Source organism: Flavobacterium sp. SLB02, from assembly GCF_009664855.1.
GTDB lineage: Bacteria > Bacteroidota > Bacteroidia > Flavobacteriales > Flavobacteriaceae > Flavobacterium.
The window spans coordinates 3,889,831-3,906,706 of record NZ_CP045928.1; the positions used below are offsets into that span (position 1 = coordinate 3,889,831).

The window sequence follows — 16,876 nt, forward strand, 5'->3', positions numbered from 1 at the left end:
ATAAACGTGGAGACTTCATAAGCATCAAAAAAAGAGATGAATTAGTAAGTATAATTTTCATTAAATTTAATTTCTAAAAATTTTAAAGATGAAAAACACTTCAGAAATTGCCAATCGTTTTAGAGAAACTATTATAAACGGAACCTGGATTGCTAATACTAATTATAAAGATCAGCTTGAAAATTTAGACTGGAAAATTGCAATTACTCCAATAAAAAACCTGAATTCCATTTTGCTTTTGGCGCAGCATATCCATTATTACATCGATGGAATAAATAATGTTTTCAAAGGCGGATCATTAGATATAAAAGACAAATTCAGCTTCGACTTTCCTTCTGTTAATTCGCAGGAAGAATGGCAGGCTTTTTTATCGAAATTCTGGACTGCAGCCGAAGAATTTGCCTCTTTCGTAGAACAAATGCCGGATGAAAAACTAAATCAGGTTTTTGTTGATGAAAAGTACGGAACGTACAAAAGAAATATCGAAGCTATGATCGAACATAGTTACTACCATTTAGGTCAAATTGTCCTGATTAAAAAAATGATAACCGAATACACTAAATGTTAAAAATGGGTATTTTTACTTGTCTCTACTTATTTTTTGAAAACCCGAGAATAGAATTGACAGACAATATAAATTTTATCCTTAACAAGTTTTAAAGGAAATTCTAATGAAAAAATATCTATTGGCCTTAATCCTTTGCTTTCAATTTTCATTTTCTCAAAATACAGATCATTTAAATACTGTTTTAAAACAGCTTAAGATCAAAAAAAGCGAAGTACATCAGGAACTTTTTACTCAAAAAGTCTTACCCTATGATAAGAGTAAAAGTGTTATGGTTATTCCTAAATATGATATTAACGAGAAAGATAATGAAGGTCATGATTACTTTGTTTTAGACGCTTATGTAGTGGTCATCGATAATACGACAGGAAAAATAATCTGCAAATTTATTGAACCCAATGCATGGACATCTGATGCATTAATGCTAAGCAGCATTTGGATTGATACCGGATTGTATCATCTTAACACCACTACGAGAGCCTTTGGAGTCAGGGTATCTTATAACGGCAGCAGCAGGCCGAATCCTTTTGGTGAAACCAAATTATCATTATACATCATAGATAAAAATTCTTTGAAGCCGGTGCTTAACAATTATTCTATTTCTCGATCCGCAGGAGAATGGGATACCAATTGCGCAGGAGAATTTGAAGATCGTAATTCGACTTTTGATATAGATAAAGTGCAAACCAACAATTACAACAATATCATAGTGAAGACCACAATTGTAAAAAGCATCAGTACTCCTACAATTGATGATTGTGTCTCGAAGGAAACCACTAAAAAAGCGACATCAAAATTAATTTTTAATGGAAAAGAATATAAATAAATATGAAGCTCTGGAAAAATTCTATTATTTTGAAAATGAATATTGTGATCCTAAATTAACCAATATTGATAAACCTGAAATAAAGGCTCTAACAGATGATTATTGCGCTGCGCTTTGGCATGAATACGTGTCAGAAAATAAAAGACATTTGATGCTTGTAAATAATCCTGAAGAATCGAAAGTAAAAAATGAAATCAAGAAAGAATACAACTGGCTAAAAGACTGGAACGACTCTAGTCCTGAAGCATTCAATGAAAATGTAAAAAATCTTTTGGACTGGAAAGATGATGATTCGGTTATATTTTTTTGGAACAAAACTTCGGGAATAGAATCTAAATGGGCTTTGATTTGCAAATACTGGATTTCGTTTTTATATGAAGATGAAGCCAATATTATTATCAATCCTAAAAGCAGAAAAGCCATTATTTTAAGTACAAACGGAAACTTATCTATTGCTGATCGTTTATAAATGAACCTTATATGGATATTAAAAACTTGATACCAAAAGACAAATTTGATCTTGAAACTGTCGAAAAACTAAAACAACATTCTTTTGATGATATCCAACCCATAGTTCCGGATTTATTAGAATGGCTGCAGGATATAAACTGGCCAATTAGTCAGCCCATTGCCGAATTTTTACTTCCGTTTTCTGAAAAAATTGCTCCGGAAATAGTCAAAATATTGAAAAGCAAAGATGAAATGTGGAAGTATTGTATTCTTATGGCTTTTGGAAAAAATATCAAAAACACATTGGTTCTCAAGGAAATTAATAGAATTGCCGAAAATCCAACGCAGGATGAAATAGATGATGGAGTTAATGAGATTGCAAACGAAATAAACAATAATTAATTTGGAAACTATATCGTTGATCTGGGATTCATTGTGGGATCTTTTACTGATTGGTATTGGCTTGAGTCTAATGGTGATGGGGATTCGGGTATTTATCAAACAACGAAGAATTCAAAAAATCGGAATAAAAACAATCGCAAAGGTTATAGTTTTTAGCGATGAAAAGTCTTTGGAAGAAGATCAAGCACCTCTTAAAATACCGTTGTTTATATTTTACGACAGCTCAAACAATCAGATCAGTATAAAAGGGAAAAGTAATTCGATCTGCACTATGTACGAAACCACTCCTGTGTGCTACAATCCTGCGAAACCTGAAACGGAGTATTATTTGCCTAATAAAGATTTTATGGTAAAACATTTATTGTTTTTTGTTGGTTTGTTTTTCCTAAGTCTGGGTATCTATTATTTACGTAAACATAATATGGAATTTAATCCCTTTTAAAATAAGGACTCCATTTTACGATAGATGCTTTTTAAAATCATAAATTTACTATTAGATTATTTTAATGGTTATATTAATTTTTTAAAGTAAATAGTATGAGAACTAAAAAAATATGGGCCAATTTGGGCGTAGAAGATTTGGCAAGAACTACCAAATTTTATAGCGAATTAGGTTTTAAACCCAATGGTACCAATGAATTACTGACAAGTTTTACGTTTGGACAAGACGATTTTATCATTCATTTTTTTACAAAAGAAAGATTTAAGTGGGCAGTTGGCGATGAAGCATCTGATTTAAAACTGGGAAATGAAATCATATTTTCTCTCTCGGCTGAAAGTGTAGATGAAGTACATCAATGGTTACTTGCCGTTAAAAATGCAGGAGGAAGAATTTTTGCAGAACCGCAAAGCTTTGAAAAAGGTTATTTCTTTGGATTTGCTGATCCTGATGGTCACAAATTCAATGTTTTGTATTGGCCTGAATAAAATATTATATTGCTTAACGTTAGACGCACTGCTGTGCGTCTCTACTATCCAACTTCTTATAAAATACTAAATTTCTAACCTGAGCCCCGATTACTTCACTAAACTATATTTTTAAACTTGTGTTCAGTGAACTTCGTTTGAGCCTGTATCCTAGTATCCCGATGGCTATCGAGAGAAGAGATAAAGGCGAAAGCGGGACGAAGGGTCTTATGGAAACTGAAATTTCTGCTCCTGAAATTTAAAATTTACATTATCTGAATTCATCTAAAAACTGATATATTTACACCTTTAAAATCAATTGGTCTTTTAGGATGAAAAAAATTACTTTACTGCTTTCTATATTATTTTTAGCACTTTTCTCATGCGGTGTAAAAACCACTCAATCCTTACTAAGCGATGGAAATTATGATGCTGCAATAGACCGCGCCGTAGAGGCATTGCGAACCAAAAAAGATTCGAAAGGAAAACAAGATTATGTGTTTTTGCTTGAAGAGGCTTTTGCAAAAGCAAAGGACAGGGACCTGCGCGATCTTGATTTGATGATTAAAGAAGCTACGCCAACAAATGCAGAGCGCGTTTACAATACGTATTTGCAATTGAATAACCGTCAGGAAAAAATCAGGCCTTTATTGCCGTTGCCGTTGTTAAAGCAGGGAAAAAATGCTTCGTTTGCTTTTGATAATTACTCCAACCAGATTGTGAGCAGTAAAATTGCGCTTACAAAATATTTGTATGAAAGCGCTTCGGCTCTCTTAAAATCGAAAAACAAACTGGATTTAAGAAAAGCATATGATGATTTTGCGTATTTGGAAAGCCTTAGTCCGGGATATAAAAACACAAAAAAACTGATGGAAGATGCACAGTTTAAAGGAACTGATTTTGTGGATGTTTATGCCAAAAACGAAACCAATATGGTGATCCCGAAACAACTTCAGGATGATTTGCTGGATTTTAAAACCTACGGATTAAATGACAAATGGACGGTTTACCATAACCTGAGACAAAAAAATGTTACCTACGATTACAGTCTTGTAATCAATTTTAGACAAATTAATATTTCGCCGGAACAAATTAAGGAGAAAGAATTCATTAAAGAAAGACAGGTTAAAGATGGTGTAAAAACGCTTTTAGACAGTCGTGGAAGACCTGTAAAAGATAGTTTGGGTAAGGAAATAAAAGTGGATAACTACAGAATGCTTCGCGCGAATGTTTACGAGTTCAGGCAATTTAAGTCTTGTCAGGTTACGGCGCAAATCGATTATATTGATGTAAAAACGAATCAGTTATTGCAATCTTTTCCAGTAGCGAGCGAATTTATTTTTGAGAATATTTATTCTACCTACAAAGGCGACAGGAGTGCTTGTGAGGACAATTATATGTCGTATTTTAATAAGCGCGCTGTGCCTTTCCCAAATAATGAGCAAATGGTTTTTGATACCGGAGAGGATTTAAAAGCGAGGGTTAAAAATATTATTGTCAGCAATAAATTTAGGGGATAATTACTTTATATCTTAGTAATTCAGCCTTGATCTTAAAAAGATCTACTAGCCTTATTCATTTCAAAAAGTGATCTATGAAATTTAGCATTCTAATAATTACTACACTCCTTTTTATCTCTTGCAAAAAAGAAGACAAACAACAAACTGAAATAAAAACGGTAAAAACCGACAGCATACAAAAACCAATCGAAGACAAAAACAAGGCTGACACAATTGTTATTTCGACAAAACATAAGGTAAACAAAATTGTCTGTGATCTTGACGGAGATAATATCAATGAAACTGTAGAGATTGTACGAAGCACAAAAAGCGGAAAAAGCGGTTTGAGAATAACATTTGGCAACGGAAATAAAACGGATTATTTAGGTTTAGGAAATAATGTTTTAAAGCAGGGTTTTGATGAAATTGATTGGGTAGGAATATTCGAAAAAGCCCCTAAAAATGAACTTTACTGGAACAATGTAAATGATGATGGCGAAATAATGGCCGACGAAGAAATCAAGGAAGAAGACAAAATAAAACTCCTCAATGACGGAATATACATTCATGCAGAAGAAAGCTGTGGCGGCGGAGTAATTTATCTGAAAGATGGAAAATACGAATGGATTCAGCAGGAATAAATCACCTTTTTAAAAACTTTTCTATGAAGAATATTGCCGTTTTATGCCTGTTACTTGTTACTTTTTCGAGCTGTAAATCAGATAAAAAAGACTCCATAAAAGAATCTGAAACCTCAGCATTAACAGAATTTAAAGAATATCCTTTGGTCGTAAATAAAATTGACTCGACTCAGTTTCCAGCTTCTATAAAATACGAAGGTTTTATAAAAAATGCTGTTCGCTGGAAAGATAAATTCGGAGAAAATATTGTCATTACAAGTGAAACCGGAATCTACAGAAATGAAAAACTGAAACATGAATTTGAGGATAGTAGTGATGCTGAATTATATGCTTATCATTTTATACTATCAAATAATGAAGCCACCCAAACCTGGAGAGTGAAGGATTTTATTGCCGATTGTCCTGTTGATATTACTGCTTCTTTTGTCAAAAATACTTTTAAAATCACCGACTTAAATAAAAACGGAATTGCCGAAGTATGGCTTATGTATAAAACTGTTTGCCATGGGGATGTGAGTCCTTCTAATATGAAAATAATAATGTACGAAGGAAATAGTAAATATGCCATGCGCGGAGAAAATAAGGTTCAGGTAGGAAGTGATGTAAACGATAAAGCATCTTTTATTGGCGGTGAATTTAAATTGGACGCCAACTTTAAAAATGGCCCGAAAGTATTCAAAGAATATGCTCAAAATTTGTGGAAAGAAAATCTCATGGAAAAATGGGATAACTAAAATATATCGAGTCAATTCTGGCACGCAAAATCCTGCATCGTTATTCACTTTTTCATTCCATTATTCTACATTTCAATACCATTAAAGACGTACTACAGTGCGTCTTTTTTTTGTTTAAATAAATCTATTTCAAAAAAATGACAAAAAAATATTACTCAAAACCAATACATTATGTATATTTGCAACTGATTGGTTGCTAATTAAAAATACGTTAAAAATGAAACGAGATATATTTCAGGCTATTGCTGACCCAACCCGCAGGGCTATTTTAGTACTGGTTGCTACAAATGCATTAACACCCAACGCTATTGCAGAGCAATTTAATACGACAAGACAAGCCGTTTCTAAACACATCAAAATTCTTAATGAATGCGACTTATTAGCAGAAAAAAAAATAGGTCGGGAGATCTATTATCAACTCAAAATAGACAAAATGAAAGAAGTCGACAAATGGTTAGCGCAATTTAAAGAAATCTGGGAAAACCGTTTCAGTCAGCTTGATCAGGTATTAATGAATCTAAAATCTAAAGAAAATGAAATCTAATCTTTTAATGAATTTTTCCGTGAATAAAGAAACCATCACGGTAAATATAAAACGTGAGTTCAATGCATCGCTTGCTAATGTTTGGTCGGCCTGGACAGAAACTGAAATTTTAGATCAATGGTGGGCTCCTGCTCCATTCACCTCTAAAACAAAACGTATGGATTTTACAGAAGGCGGACATAGATTGTACGCCATGGTTGGGCCTGAAAATCAGGAACGATGGGGTATTCTTGATTATACCTCGATTTCTCCGAAGACCAATTTTAAATATTCTTCTACTTTTTGCGATTCTGAAGGTAACCCGGATTCAATTTTTGGGAGTTCTTACTGGAGTGTCAATTTCTCCGAACAAGGAGATTCAGTAATTGTTGATATTGAAATCAAACGCGATAGCTTATCTGATTTAGAAAAAATAATAGAAATGGGCTTTAAAGAAGGATTTACAAGCACTATGGAAAGTTTGGATAAAATCCTTGAAGCAAAAAAATAAACAGTGCAATAAGACAAGTAAAATAGTAATGAATTTAAAATCTTAAGAAAATGAAATCTAACTTATTAATGAATTTTACTGTAAACAAAAAAACCAGTACGGTAAATGTAAAACGTGAGTTCAATGCATCACTTGCCAATGTTTGGTCGGCCTGGACAGAAGCTGAAATTTTAGATCAATGGTGGGCTCCCGCTCCATGGAAATCTAAAACAAAACATATGGAATTTAAAACAGGAGGTCAAAGACTCTACGCGATGGTTGGTCCTCAAGGCGAAGAACATTGGGCTTTGGCTGATTTTACGTCGATAACTCCAAAGACTAATTTTAAATATCTGGACGCTTTTTGCGATAGCGAAGGGAATTTAAACAATGATTTTCCGCGTTCTGACTGGGATGTCAATTTTTCAGAACAAGGCGATAGTACTTTTGCAGACATCGCCATTAAACACGAAAACCTATCCGATTTAGAGAAGATGATCGAAATGGGATTCAAAGAAGGTTTTACCATTGCTCTGGAAGGTCTGGACAAAGTTTTTGCTTCGAAATAAAATAAATTCGCCTAGTGAAGATCGAAAAAGATGCGTAAGATTCTATAATTTACGCATTTTTTTTTGAGACACAATTAAAAAGAAACTTTTACGGTTTCCCGTAATGAAAACCAATTTTTAGCCATTATATTTGGGCTTTAAAATATAAAAACAAACCCAAATTTTTAATGAAAAAACCAATTTTACTCCTTGTTCTTACCCTTTTTCTTAGTATTAATTGTTATTCGCAAGTAGTTTTCGAAAACGGATACTTCATAGATCCAACTAATAAAAAGACTGACTGTCTAATTGAAAATTTAGACTGGAAAAACACACCTCTTAATTTTAGATATAAGCTACCAGGAAGTGACGATATCATTACAGCAGACCTTAAAGCTATAAAAGAATTTGCCATTGCCGGAGAAAGCAAATATCTTAGAACTTCAGTAAAAATCGACCGATCTTCAAAATTTATAGAAGAAATGAGTACAGAAAAAAATCCGATTTTCAAGGAAGAAACTTTATTGCTAAAAGTACTTATTGAAGGAAAAGCATCTCTGTATTTGTATGACGAAGGAAGCTTAACTCGTTTCTTTTATAAAGTTAATGGCAGCGAAATAAAACAGTTGGTGTACAAACCTTACTTAGTAAACGAAAATTCTTCTGTTGCTAAGAATAATTATTTCAGAGAACAACTTTTTATCGATCTGAAATGTGACAATATACTTCAAAGAGAATATGAAAATTTGAACTACGATCGCCGAGGCCTTTTAAAATTATTTGTAAAATACAATAAATGCAGTGATACGAATTTTACCGAATTTGAAAAAAAAGAAAAAAAAGATTTGTTTAACTTAACTGTGAGACCCCGATTAAATAGCAGCTTATTATCAATGAGTAGTTCTAATGTAGACTTTTATAACGTGAAATTTGATTCTAAATCAAATATAGGTGTTGGTCTTGAAGCAGAGTTTATTTTTCCATTTAACAGAAATAAATGGGCATTAATCGTAGAACCGACTTATCAATACTATAAAAACGAAAAAACAAAAGAAACTACTTCTTTACTAGGAGGACAAGTAACAGCAAAAGTTGATTACAAGTCAATTGAATTACCAATAGGTTTAAGACATTACTTTTTTCTTAAAAATGATTCTAAGATATTTATAAATGCATCTTATCTCGTTGATTTTGCTTTAAATTCAAAAATTGAATTGTTTCGAAAAGATGGCTCATCAATAAATTCTCTTGATGTTAAATCCCGTAGCACTCTAGCTTTAGGAGTTGGCGGAAAACTTCACGATAAGTACAGCATAGAGCTCAGATATATAATTGACCGAAGTATTGTAAAAGATTACATCTTTGTAAATTCCTCATTCTCGACAGCATCACTGATACTAGGATATTCCTTTTTTTAAAAAAGCTTTATATTGTCCCATTCTTTACAGAATGGGATTTTTTTTTAATTTCAATCATTGCAAAACAGATCCCAAAATTAAATTAAATTTTAATTTGTATTTTCGTGTAGCAGAAAATATTATATCCAACTGCGAGTCTCGCAAACTGCAAAGTATTTACCCTTTGAAAAAATAATATGACCAACATACAAACGCTTTATCAAAAAGCAATAAAATTCGCTTCAAAAAGACACGCAGATATCAATCAACTAATTCCGGGAACGAACTTACCTTACGTTGTTCATTTAAGCAATGTAGCGATGGAAATTTTGACTGCTTCACAAAACACAAAAGAGTTCAATGCTGAATTTGCTGTTCAGGTGGCATTACTTCACGACATTTTAGAAGATACCAATACCTCATTTGAAGAACTTTCTCAAGAGTTTAGTCCAGAAATTGCGCAGGCTGTTTTAGCATTGACAAAAAATGCCGAAATTCCAAAAGAAAACAGAATGGCCGACAGCTTACATCGCATCAAACAATTATCAAAAGAAGTTTGGGCTGTAAAACTGGCGGACAGAATAACAAACCTGCAAACTCCACCGCAACTTTGGGGCATAGAAAAAATCAGTGCATACCAAAAAGAAGCGATTCAGATAGCTGATGCTTTAAAAGGCAGTAACGATTTTTTAGAAAAAAGACTTCAGGAAAAAATTGCCGATTATTTACAATACTGTGTTACCTCTCATAACCAAAACTAGACAAAAAAGATAAATTTTAATCTTTAAACCTATTATGAGAAATCATACTGGATATAAAATACCACAAAATGAATAAAATTATTGCCTTTACATTATTATTTTTTACCTCAACAATTTCCTTTAGTCAAACCAATAAATCTAAATCAGCAGATACGATTAAACCTTTTGTATTAGGTGTTATAGACGAAATACAATCGAAAGAACTGGGCGAAAAAAGAATCCTGAATATTTATCTGCCTGATGGTTATAAACCGGAAGATATGACAAAGTATCCTGTAATTTATTTATTAGACGGCTCAGCAGATGAAGACTTTATTCATATTGCTGGTTTGGTTCAGTTTAATAGTTTTGAATGGATCAATCAGGTGCCTAAATCAATTGTGGTGGGCATTGCAACGGTCGACAGAAGAAGAGATTTTACTTTCCCGACCACTATCGAAAAAGATCAAAAACGTTTTGCCACTTCTGGACATTCAGATAAATTTATTGCTTTTATCGAAAAAGAATTACAGCCTTTTATCGATAAAAAATACAAAACAAATGATTCTAAAACCATTATAGGGCAATCGTTAGGTGGATTATTAGAAACCGAAATCTTATTAAAGAAACCAACGCTCTTTAATAAATACGTTATTGTGAGCCCAAGCATTTGGTGGAATAATGGTTCTATTTTAAAGCTAGACAGTGCAATTTTTCAGGAGAGTTTTAATCAAAAAACTGCGATTTATATCGCTGTTGGTAAAGAAGGCCTTACTCCTACCGAAATCCCGAGAGTGATGGAAGTAGATGCTAATTTACTAGCCGAAAAAATTAAGGCATCAAAAAGCAAAAACATAAAAGTTTATTTTGATTATTTCCCTCTCGAAAATCATGGTACTATTTTGCATCCGGCAGTTTCAAATTCTTTCAAATTCTTTTATCCAATAAAAGAAAAAGAATAAAAAGTATTTTAAGATTTATCGAAAGACAAAATTTACAACAATGAAAAGTATACAGGAAAATAAATTAGACAATCCGGTTTGGAATTCACTTTCAGAAATTCATAAAGGATTTGTCACAGATTATAAGGGAACCAAATTTTACAATCCCGATTATTGCCCTTTTGGAGGTTTTATAAATTCCCAAAGCACTTTAGATGCATCAGATCAATATGCAGTATTAGCAGAAAATTTCTTTATTGTTGGAGAAAAACCTCAAATAGCTAATTCACTAAAAATTGTAAAAGAATTAGTTTGCCTGCAAATGATTATTTACAATAAAATAGAAGTATCAATAACTGAAGACATTGTAAAACTTACCCAAGAAAATAATGATCAATTGGTGCATTTGGTCAACTTAGTGCAACCGGGATATTTTAAAAACAAAACTGCTTCATTAGGCAATTATTATGGAATTTTTAAACAAAAGCAATTGGTTGCTATAACAGGCGAGCGCATGAAGATGAATGATTTTACAGAGGTCAGTGCTATTATTACCCATCCCGATCATACGGGAAAAGGCTATGCAAAACAATTAATTGCTCATTGTGTCAATAACATTTTTAGCGAAAATAAAACTCCGTATTTACATGTAGTGGAAAGTAATATAGGAGCAATTGCCCTATATGAAAAACTGGGTTTTGTAACGAGAAGAAAAATGAGTTTTTGGAATATTTCTAAGAATCAGTAAAGCTATAAATTCAATAAAAAAAGGAGCTGAAATTGATTGTATAGATTTCTACTCCTTTTTTTATCTACTGGTATTCAGCATGGATACTTTTTTTCAGATCACGGCCTATAATTTATTTCAAACAACATCAACTAAATATTCTGGTCTATAAATAATATTAGAGTTTTTTTTTGTTGGTAAAGCGCTTTATAATCCCGTAATTTAAGATAGAAAAATCGCTGAATCAATAGGCGCAAAACAGATTAATTAGTAATTTTATATCTCAATGTTAATACTTAAAATGATGAAAAAAAATATCATTATCTGTATAATTAGGAATCTCGGTAAGTGCTCAAACCGCTAATCAACTTATAGAAATGGCAATTGGTAAAATGGACTAAAAAAGGAAAAGAAAAAAATATTCAGCAATATTATAAAACAGATCAGCTTTACCAGGTTTTCAGGGAAAATGGGGATTTTGAAAGTTTGGTCAGAGATGAATCTCACAAAGCAAAATGAAAACTATCTAAGGACAATTCTGAACTTACCATTATGGCCATTTTAATGCCTGTAAAATTTTCTGTTGATTGTTTTGACTCTAATAAACGTGCGATTACAACCCCAGAAATAGGAACTTTTGAGTATAAAAAAGTCAGTGAATAAATTATTAACTCTTATTAGTTTTAGACATGACATTAAACAAACAAACTGTAAATGAATACATGGACGCTTTTAGAGTAAGCGATCATCAAAGAATACTTGCCTGTCTCACCGAGGATGTCATTTGGGAAATGCCGGGTATTTACCAACATGTTGGTAAGGAAGCTTTTGATAAAGAAATCGAGAATGATAATTTTGTTGGAAGTCCTACCATTCAGATTATAAAATTGATAGAGCAAAATAATATTGTCATTGCAGAAGGTGCCGTGCAAGGTAATATGAAAAACGGAAATATACTGGATGCCGTTTTTTGTGATGTTTTTGAAATGGAAACAGGAAAAATAAAGAAGTTAACTTCGTATTTAATGTCCAGAAATGCCAGTTTAAAATTTGAATAAAATTAATCTTAATAACTGAAAAGATTCATCAAGTTTTCCACTAAAAGCACTGGATTATGACCCTGAGATTCTCACAGAATTTAACATGCGAAATACTTACCCACCCTCTTAAGGCTGCTGATGCACTGACTCTGAAACCTTACCCTTAAACCCTTGCAATTCTTCCAGCAAGAAAACGCCATTATAGCCCACCTGTTTTTTTTGCTAGGCTCAAGGCTACTTCCTGCATTCAGAACTGACAAATTTAAAGAGTGTGATGCGATTGTGGAAAAAATGGCTCTCTTTAAATCTAAAGTAGCTACACACTTCAATATTAGCAGTTTCTTTAATGCTTTTAATTGAAAAAAAACTTCAAAACCGTACTGTTCGATATTTTTACAAACTAGAAATGATGAAATTTTGGTAGCATAAAGGCTAAAAGGTAGCCTAACATTGCAATAAAACCAGTATTTATGCCTATCTTGCGAAAATATCATCAATTTCTGTTGATAATTTCGATTTCTAATCCTGGAAATCTTCTGCAATTGATTTTGCATCTTTTTAATAGCTGAAATTTACTATCAGCGTAAATAATCTAAAATTTAAAAAATGGAATTTAAATTAATTAATCCAATTTCTGGAGACGACGTAACCTATACATCAAAAATAATTGCCACTTTTTTACATACCCACTTAGAAGAGTATGGAGACGAAATAGAAGATATTCTAAAAGCTATTGCTTATGCCATGAATCCTGATAAGGGCGGTAATATCGTTATTGGTCTGGAGAACGATAAAATTGTTGGAGCTGTAGTTTTAAACAATACCGGAATGAAGGATTATATTCCTGAAAACATTCTGGTTTATATTGCTGTTGACAATTCTGAAAGGGGAAAAGGTTATGGAAAAAAACTAATGGAAAAAGCAATTTCTGTAGTCGAAGGAAATATTGCACTACATGTAGAACCGGACAATCCTGCGAAAGGATTATATGAAAAACTGGGCTTTACAAATAAATATCTCGAAATGCGTTTAGTAAGATAATCGCAAATTCACTAATTCAATAAAAAATAAAGCCTAATGGCATTCATAAAATTATATAGAAAGAAATTAAAAGAAAACTACAACTTCCTGGATTCAATTTTTGAATCTAAAAATATTCAATGGGGAGTTGTCTCCAAACTTTTATGTGGAAACAAATTGTACTTAAAAGAGATTATCTCATTGGGAGTTAAAGAAATACATGATTCAAGAGTTAGTAATCTAAAGAAAATTAAAGCTCTCGATCCTAGTATTCAGACTGTATATATAAAACCGCCCGCTAAACGAAGTATCGCTAATATTGTAAGATATGCTGATGTAAGTTTTAATACTGAATTCTATACGATTCAACTCCTTTCAGAAGAAGCCCAAAAGCAAAACAAAGTGCATAAAATCATTATTATGATCGAAATGGGAGATTTGCGAGAAGGTGTTATGGGCGAAGATTTAATCGAATTTTACGGAAAAATTATTAGTATGCCCAACATCGAAATTCGGGGAATTGGTACGAATTTAAATTGCCTTAGCGGCGTGATGCCAACCCAGGATAAGCTAATACAATTGAGTTTGTACAAACAACTTATTGAGGCTAAATTTAATATTACAATTCCGTGGGTTTCTGGCGGGACATCTGTTGCTATACCTTTACTTTTAAAGAATGCCCGACCAATGGCTGTAAATCATTTTCGAATTGGTGAAGCATTGTTTTTTGGAAAGGATTTATTTACCGGAGAAACTATCAAAGGTATGCACAATGATGTTTTTAAACTTTTTGCTGAAATTATCGAGATAACCAAAAAACCGGACGTACCAACTGGAGAGCTAGGTGAAAATGTGGCTGGAAATAGTTTTTCTATGCAAGAAATCGAGAACTTTGGAGGAACCTCATTACGCGCTATTCTAGATGTTGGATTACTGGACATGCAACCGCAGTATCTGGAAGCTGTCGATGAGAACATCACAATCGTAGATGCCAGTTCTGATATGCTGGTAATTGACATTTCATCTTCAACACAAAAATATAAAGTGGGTGATTTAATCTCTTTTAATATTAAATACATGGGCGCTTTGTACTTGCTGAATTCAAATTATATTGATAAAAATATCGAGTAAAAGAAGATCACCATTTTAATTGCAAATCATCTTCATTGCAAATCATAGATTTATAATCGAGAAAAGAGCGGGTTTGCGGTTTTTTATTACATTTAAAACTGTTATTTAAATAATTATTAATTTCTCTTTACAAAAACGAAGATGATGGATGAAACTCAAATAAAATTAACCCTTGCAAAAAAAGCAACCGAATTTGTATCTGCTGGATTTAAACCAACAAACTCAATTTCAGAAAGCTGGATTGGAAGAGTCTATTTATATCACGAAAATGAAGAGATACCTTTAGATAATGATGGTGAATTGATGCTTCCCCTTTTTCAATTATGCTTAAATCAATTGCCTTTTGTCCCTGAAATTTTAGAAGAAACTAAAATTATTACCGTTTTCATTTCTAAAAAATTCCCAATGGACTTAACTCCTAATGGAAATAATTGGGTTTTACGTGAATATAAAAGCGTAGATAATGTTGCAGTTAAGGATTTAAAAAATGATACTTCATTTATAAAACCTTTTCCTTTATCAAATAGACTTATTGAAGAAGATTATCCGGTTTGGGAAGACCCTGAAATACCAGATGACATATCAGATAAAATCAATGAACTTGAAGACTCAGGAATTATTGATTCTTATTACGATATTATCCAAAACAATTATAGCCACAAAATTGGCGGTTATCCAACATATTGTCAATCCGGAATTGATTTTGGAGAAGATTTTGAATTTGTTTTCCAAATTGCTTCTGATGAAAAAGCGAATTTAAATATTGTAGACAGCGGAAATATTTATTTAGCCAAAAATAGAAAGACCAAACAATGGGTGTTTTATTGTGATTTTTATTAAAATAAATAAAGTGTTCGATTAAGAAAAATTCAATCCAATTTCAAGCTGTTTTTAATGCTACCATATTACTTCAATAGAATTAACTCTTTTTTCTAATTCTTTATAAAGATTTGCTTTATATACTAATAAGTCTTGATAACCTTCACTTTTCTTAAAATCAACAGCACCAGTTTTTTTAGATGACTTCTTTAAACTTTTTATTTTCATCTCATTAAAGTCATAAGCAGCTTTTAAATCGGCAATACTTAAATCTTGCATTTTTGTAATTTTGAAACTCATTTTATTTATTTAAAGTTTACTTGTAAATGTATTATTTATTATTCTGAAGAAATTTATTCTTTTTTGAATAGAATCGTATTAAGAAAAATTCAACCCAATCTGATTTTTAATATCCTGGACAATCTTACTCAAATCCAGACTATTCTGATGTGACCAAAGCTTACTTTCGATTTGGTTGTTTCTAATGCAATTATGGCATTCAATTGCTTCATGCATATATCCTATGCCTGAGTTTGGTAAACTAAAAGTTTCTTCTTTATTATTTTTAGAAACAGAATAGCCATCAGCAATATACCATGGAGAATTGAGCTGAATATGACCTTTTGTCCCGCTTATAGTTGCTTTCATATCAGATTCAGAAACTATCGAAGCATGCAAAATCGATTGTGCATTTTCATAGTGCAATATCATGGAAGTTTGCAAATCGATTCCGTTTTTATTACAAATAGATTTTGCCATAATTTCTTTTGGCATACCTAATAATAGATAAGACAGGAATAACGGATATACGCCAATATCAAATAAAGCTCCTCCGCCAAGATTTTTATCAAAAAGTCTGCCTCCCTGTTTTTCATCTGCATAAAAAGCAAAATCGGCTTTAATGGATTTGATATCACCAATTACTCCCTGGTTTACTTTTTCTAAAACCTCTTTAACTGACGGAATAAATCGTGTCCAGAATGCCTCCATAAAAAACTTATTGTGTTTTCTTGAAGCTTCAATCATTCGCATTGCATCTTTAGTAGAAAGCGACAGTGGCTTTTCGCATAAAACATGTTTTCCGTTTTCTAGTGCTTTTATAGATAATTCGGCATGGGAATCATGTGGAGTTGCAATGTAGATGATATCGATCTGATCGTCCAGAAAAAGCGCCTGATAAGAATCGTAGGATTTTGCGCAATTGTACTTTTTGGCAAACTCAATTGCTTTATTATGGTCTCTGGAAGCTACTGCAAATAATGCTGCATCTTGTACTAACAATAAATCAGTGGCAAATTGATTTGCAATGTTTCCCAGGCCAATAATACCCCATTTTATTTTATTATCGTCTTTCATATTATGCTATAAGAGCTACTTATCAAGGGTTTAATTAAAATGTAATGTAAATAAAGAAAAAACATTTATAAAAATAAATCATAGACAACATATATTTCATAATTTTAGCAACAAATTTGCA

At 32.2% G+C, this 16,876-nt stretch carries 22 protein-coding genes; 20 read left to right on the forward strand and 2 right to left on the reverse strand.

Annotated features, from left to right (window positions below; translation table 11 throughout):
* Positions 1 to 88: 88 nt before the first annotated feature.
* The 20 genes from GIY83_RS14215 (at position 89) to GIY83_RS14310 (ending at position 15,420) form a co-directional block, all read left to right on the forward strand.
* Entirely contained in the window at positions 89 to 568 is a 480-nt protein-coding gene (locus tag GIY83_RS14215) for a DUF1572 family protein (RefSeq protein ID WP_208681973.1), read from the forward strand.
* A gap of 103 nt (positions 569 to 671) precedes the next feature.
* The gene (locus tag GIY83_RS14220; protein WP_208681976.1) at positions 672 to 1,391 is read left to right on the forward strand and encodes a hypothetical protein; all 720 of its coding nucleotides are present in this window, start codon (positions 672 to 674) and stop codon (positions 1,389 to 1,391) included.
* The gene (locus GIY83_RS14225) at positions 1,372 to 1,860 is read left to right on the forward strand and encodes a DUF2947 family protein (RefSeq protein WP_208681977.1); all 489 of its coding nucleotides are present in this window, start codon (positions 1,372 to 1,374) and stop codon (positions 1,858 to 1,860) included. Before GIY83_RS14220 ends, GIY83_RS14225 begins: the two co-directional genes overlap by 20 nt.
* 11 nt (positions 1,861 to 1,871) lie before the next feature.
* Positions 1,872 to 2,243, forward strand: coding sequence for a DUF5071 domain-containing protein (locus tag GIY83_RS14230; RefSeq protein WP_208681979.1), 372 nt, complete (start codon positions 1,872 to 1,874; stop codon positions 2,241 to 2,243).
* A 1-nt stretch (position 2,244) separates the two neighbouring features.
* Positions 2,245 to 2,685 carry a hypothetical protein gene (locus GIY83_RS14235; RefSeq protein WP_208681981.1) on the forward strand — a complete coding sequence of 147 codons (441 nt, stop codon included), beginning with the start codon at positions 2,245 to 2,247 and terminating at the stop codon, positions 2,683 to 2,685.
* Positions 2,686 to 2,780: 95 nt separating this feature from the next.
* Positions 2,781 to 3,170 carry a VOC family protein gene (locus tag GIY83_RS14240; protein WP_208681984.1) on the forward strand — a complete coding sequence of 130 codons (390 nt, stop codon included), beginning with the start codon at positions 2,781 to 2,783 and terminating at the stop codon, positions 3,168 to 3,170.
* A 311-nt stretch (positions 3,171 to 3,481) separates the two neighbouring features.
* The gene (locus tag GIY83_RS14245) at positions 3,482 to 4,669 is read left to right on the forward strand and encodes a hypothetical protein (RefSeq protein ID WP_208681986.1); all 1,188 of its coding nucleotides are present in this window, start codon (positions 3,482 to 3,484) and stop codon (positions 4,667 to 4,669) included.
* Positions 4,670 to 4,743: 74 nt separating this feature from the next.
* A complete protein-coding gene (locus GIY83_RS14250) occupies positions 4,744 to 5,289 on the forward strand; it encodes a hypothetical protein (RefSeq protein ID WP_208681989.1) in 546 nt (181 codons plus the stop codon).
* A gap of 23 nt (positions 5,290 to 5,312) precedes the next feature.
* Positions 5,313 to 6,023: a M949_RS01915 family surface polysaccharide biosynthesis protein gene (locus GIY83_RS14255; RefSeq protein ID WP_208681991.1), complete on the forward strand. Its 711-nt coding sequence runs from the start codon at positions 5,313 to 5,315 to the stop codon at positions 6,021 to 6,023.
* Between the two features lie 217 nt (positions 6,024 to 6,240).
* Positions 6,241 to 6,567, forward strand: a complete 327-nt coding sequence (locus GIY83_RS14260; protein ID WP_208681992.1) for a helix-turn-helix transcriptional regulator — start codon at positions 6,241 to 6,243, stop codon at positions 6,565 to 6,567.
* A complete protein-coding gene (locus GIY83_RS14265; RefSeq protein WP_208681994.1) occupies positions 6,557 to 7,057 on the forward strand; it encodes an SRPBCC domain-containing protein in 501 nt (166 codons plus the stop codon). The genes GIY83_RS14260 and GIY83_RS14265 overlap by 11 nt, the downstream gene beginning before the upstream one ends.
* Positions 7,058 to 7,107: 50 nt before the next feature.
* Positions 7,108 to 7,605, forward strand: a complete 498-nt coding sequence (locus tag GIY83_RS14270; protein ID WP_208681995.1) for an SRPBCC domain-containing protein — start codon at positions 7,108 to 7,110, stop codon at positions 7,603 to 7,605.
* A 167-nt stretch (positions 7,606 to 7,772) separates the two neighbouring features.
* Positions 7,773 to 9,002, forward strand: a complete 1,230-nt coding sequence (locus tag GIY83_RS14275; RefSeq protein WP_208681996.1) for an autotransporter outer membrane beta-barrel domain-containing protein — start codon at positions 7,773 to 7,775, stop codon at positions 9,000 to 9,002.
* A 176-nt stretch (positions 9,003 to 9,178) separates the two neighbouring features.
* Complete coding sequence (locus tag GIY83_RS14280) at positions 9,179 to 9,742, forward strand: HD domain-containing protein (protein ID WP_208681997.1); 564 nt, start codon at positions 9,179 to 9,181, stop codon at positions 9,740 to 9,742.
* Positions 9,743 to 9,810: 68 nt separating this feature from the next.
* A complete protein-coding gene (locus GIY83_RS14285; RefSeq protein ID WP_208681998.1) occupies positions 9,811 to 10,683 on the forward strand; it encodes an alpha/beta hydrolase in 873 nt (290 codons plus the stop codon).
* Between the two features lie 40 nt (positions 10,684 to 10,723).
* Positions 10,724 to 11,410 (forward strand): GNAT family N-acetyltransferase, encoded by a 687-nt coding sequence (locus GIY83_RS14290; protein ID WP_208682000.1) that lies wholly within the window; start codon positions 10,724 to 10,726, stop codon positions 11,408 to 11,410.
* Between the two features lie 668 nt (positions 11,411 to 12,078).
* On the forward strand, positions 12,079 to 12,447 hold the full coding sequence (locus GIY83_RS14295) for a nuclear transport factor 2 family protein (protein WP_208682002.1): 369 nt from the start codon (positions 12,079 to 12,081) through the stop codon (positions 12,445 to 12,447).
* Between the two features lie 588 nt (positions 12,448 to 13,035).
* Positions 13,036 to 13,470: a GNAT family N-acetyltransferase gene (locus GIY83_RS14300; protein WP_208682004.1), complete on the forward strand. Its 435-nt coding sequence runs from the start codon at positions 13,036 to 13,038 to the stop codon at positions 13,468 to 13,470.
* Positions 13,471 to 13,506: 36 nt separating this feature from the next.
* Positions 13,507 to 14,580, forward strand: coding sequence for an alanine/ornithine racemase family PLP-dependent enzyme (locus GIY83_RS14305; RefSeq protein ID WP_208682006.1), 1,074 nt, complete (start codon positions 13,507 to 13,509; stop codon positions 14,578 to 14,580).
* 144 nt (positions 14,581 to 14,724) lie between these two features.
* Positions 14,725 to 15,420 carry a DUF1963 domain-containing protein gene (locus GIY83_RS14310; RefSeq protein ID WP_208682008.1) on the forward strand — a complete coding sequence of 232 codons (696 nt, stop codon included), beginning with the start codon at positions 14,725 to 14,727 and terminating at the stop codon, positions 15,418 to 15,420.
* Between the two features lie 57 nt (positions 15,421 to 15,477).
* On the opposite strand, the gene GIY83_RS14315 is transcribed toward GIY83_RS14310, so the two are convergent.
* Positions 15,478 to 15,699 carry a hypothetical protein gene (locus tag GIY83_RS14315; protein WP_208682009.1) on the reverse strand — a complete coding sequence of 74 codons (222 nt, stop codon included), beginning with the start codon at positions 15,697 to 15,699 and terminating at the stop codon, positions 15,478 to 15,480.
* A 78-nt stretch (positions 15,700 to 15,777) separates the two neighbouring features.
* Complete coding sequence (locus GIY83_RS14320) at positions 15,778 to 16,755, reverse strand: Gfo/Idh/MocA family protein (RefSeq protein WP_208682011.1); 978 nt, start codon at positions 16,753 to 16,755, stop codon at positions 15,778 to 15,780.
* Positions 16,756 to 16,876: the final 121 nt, after the last annotated feature.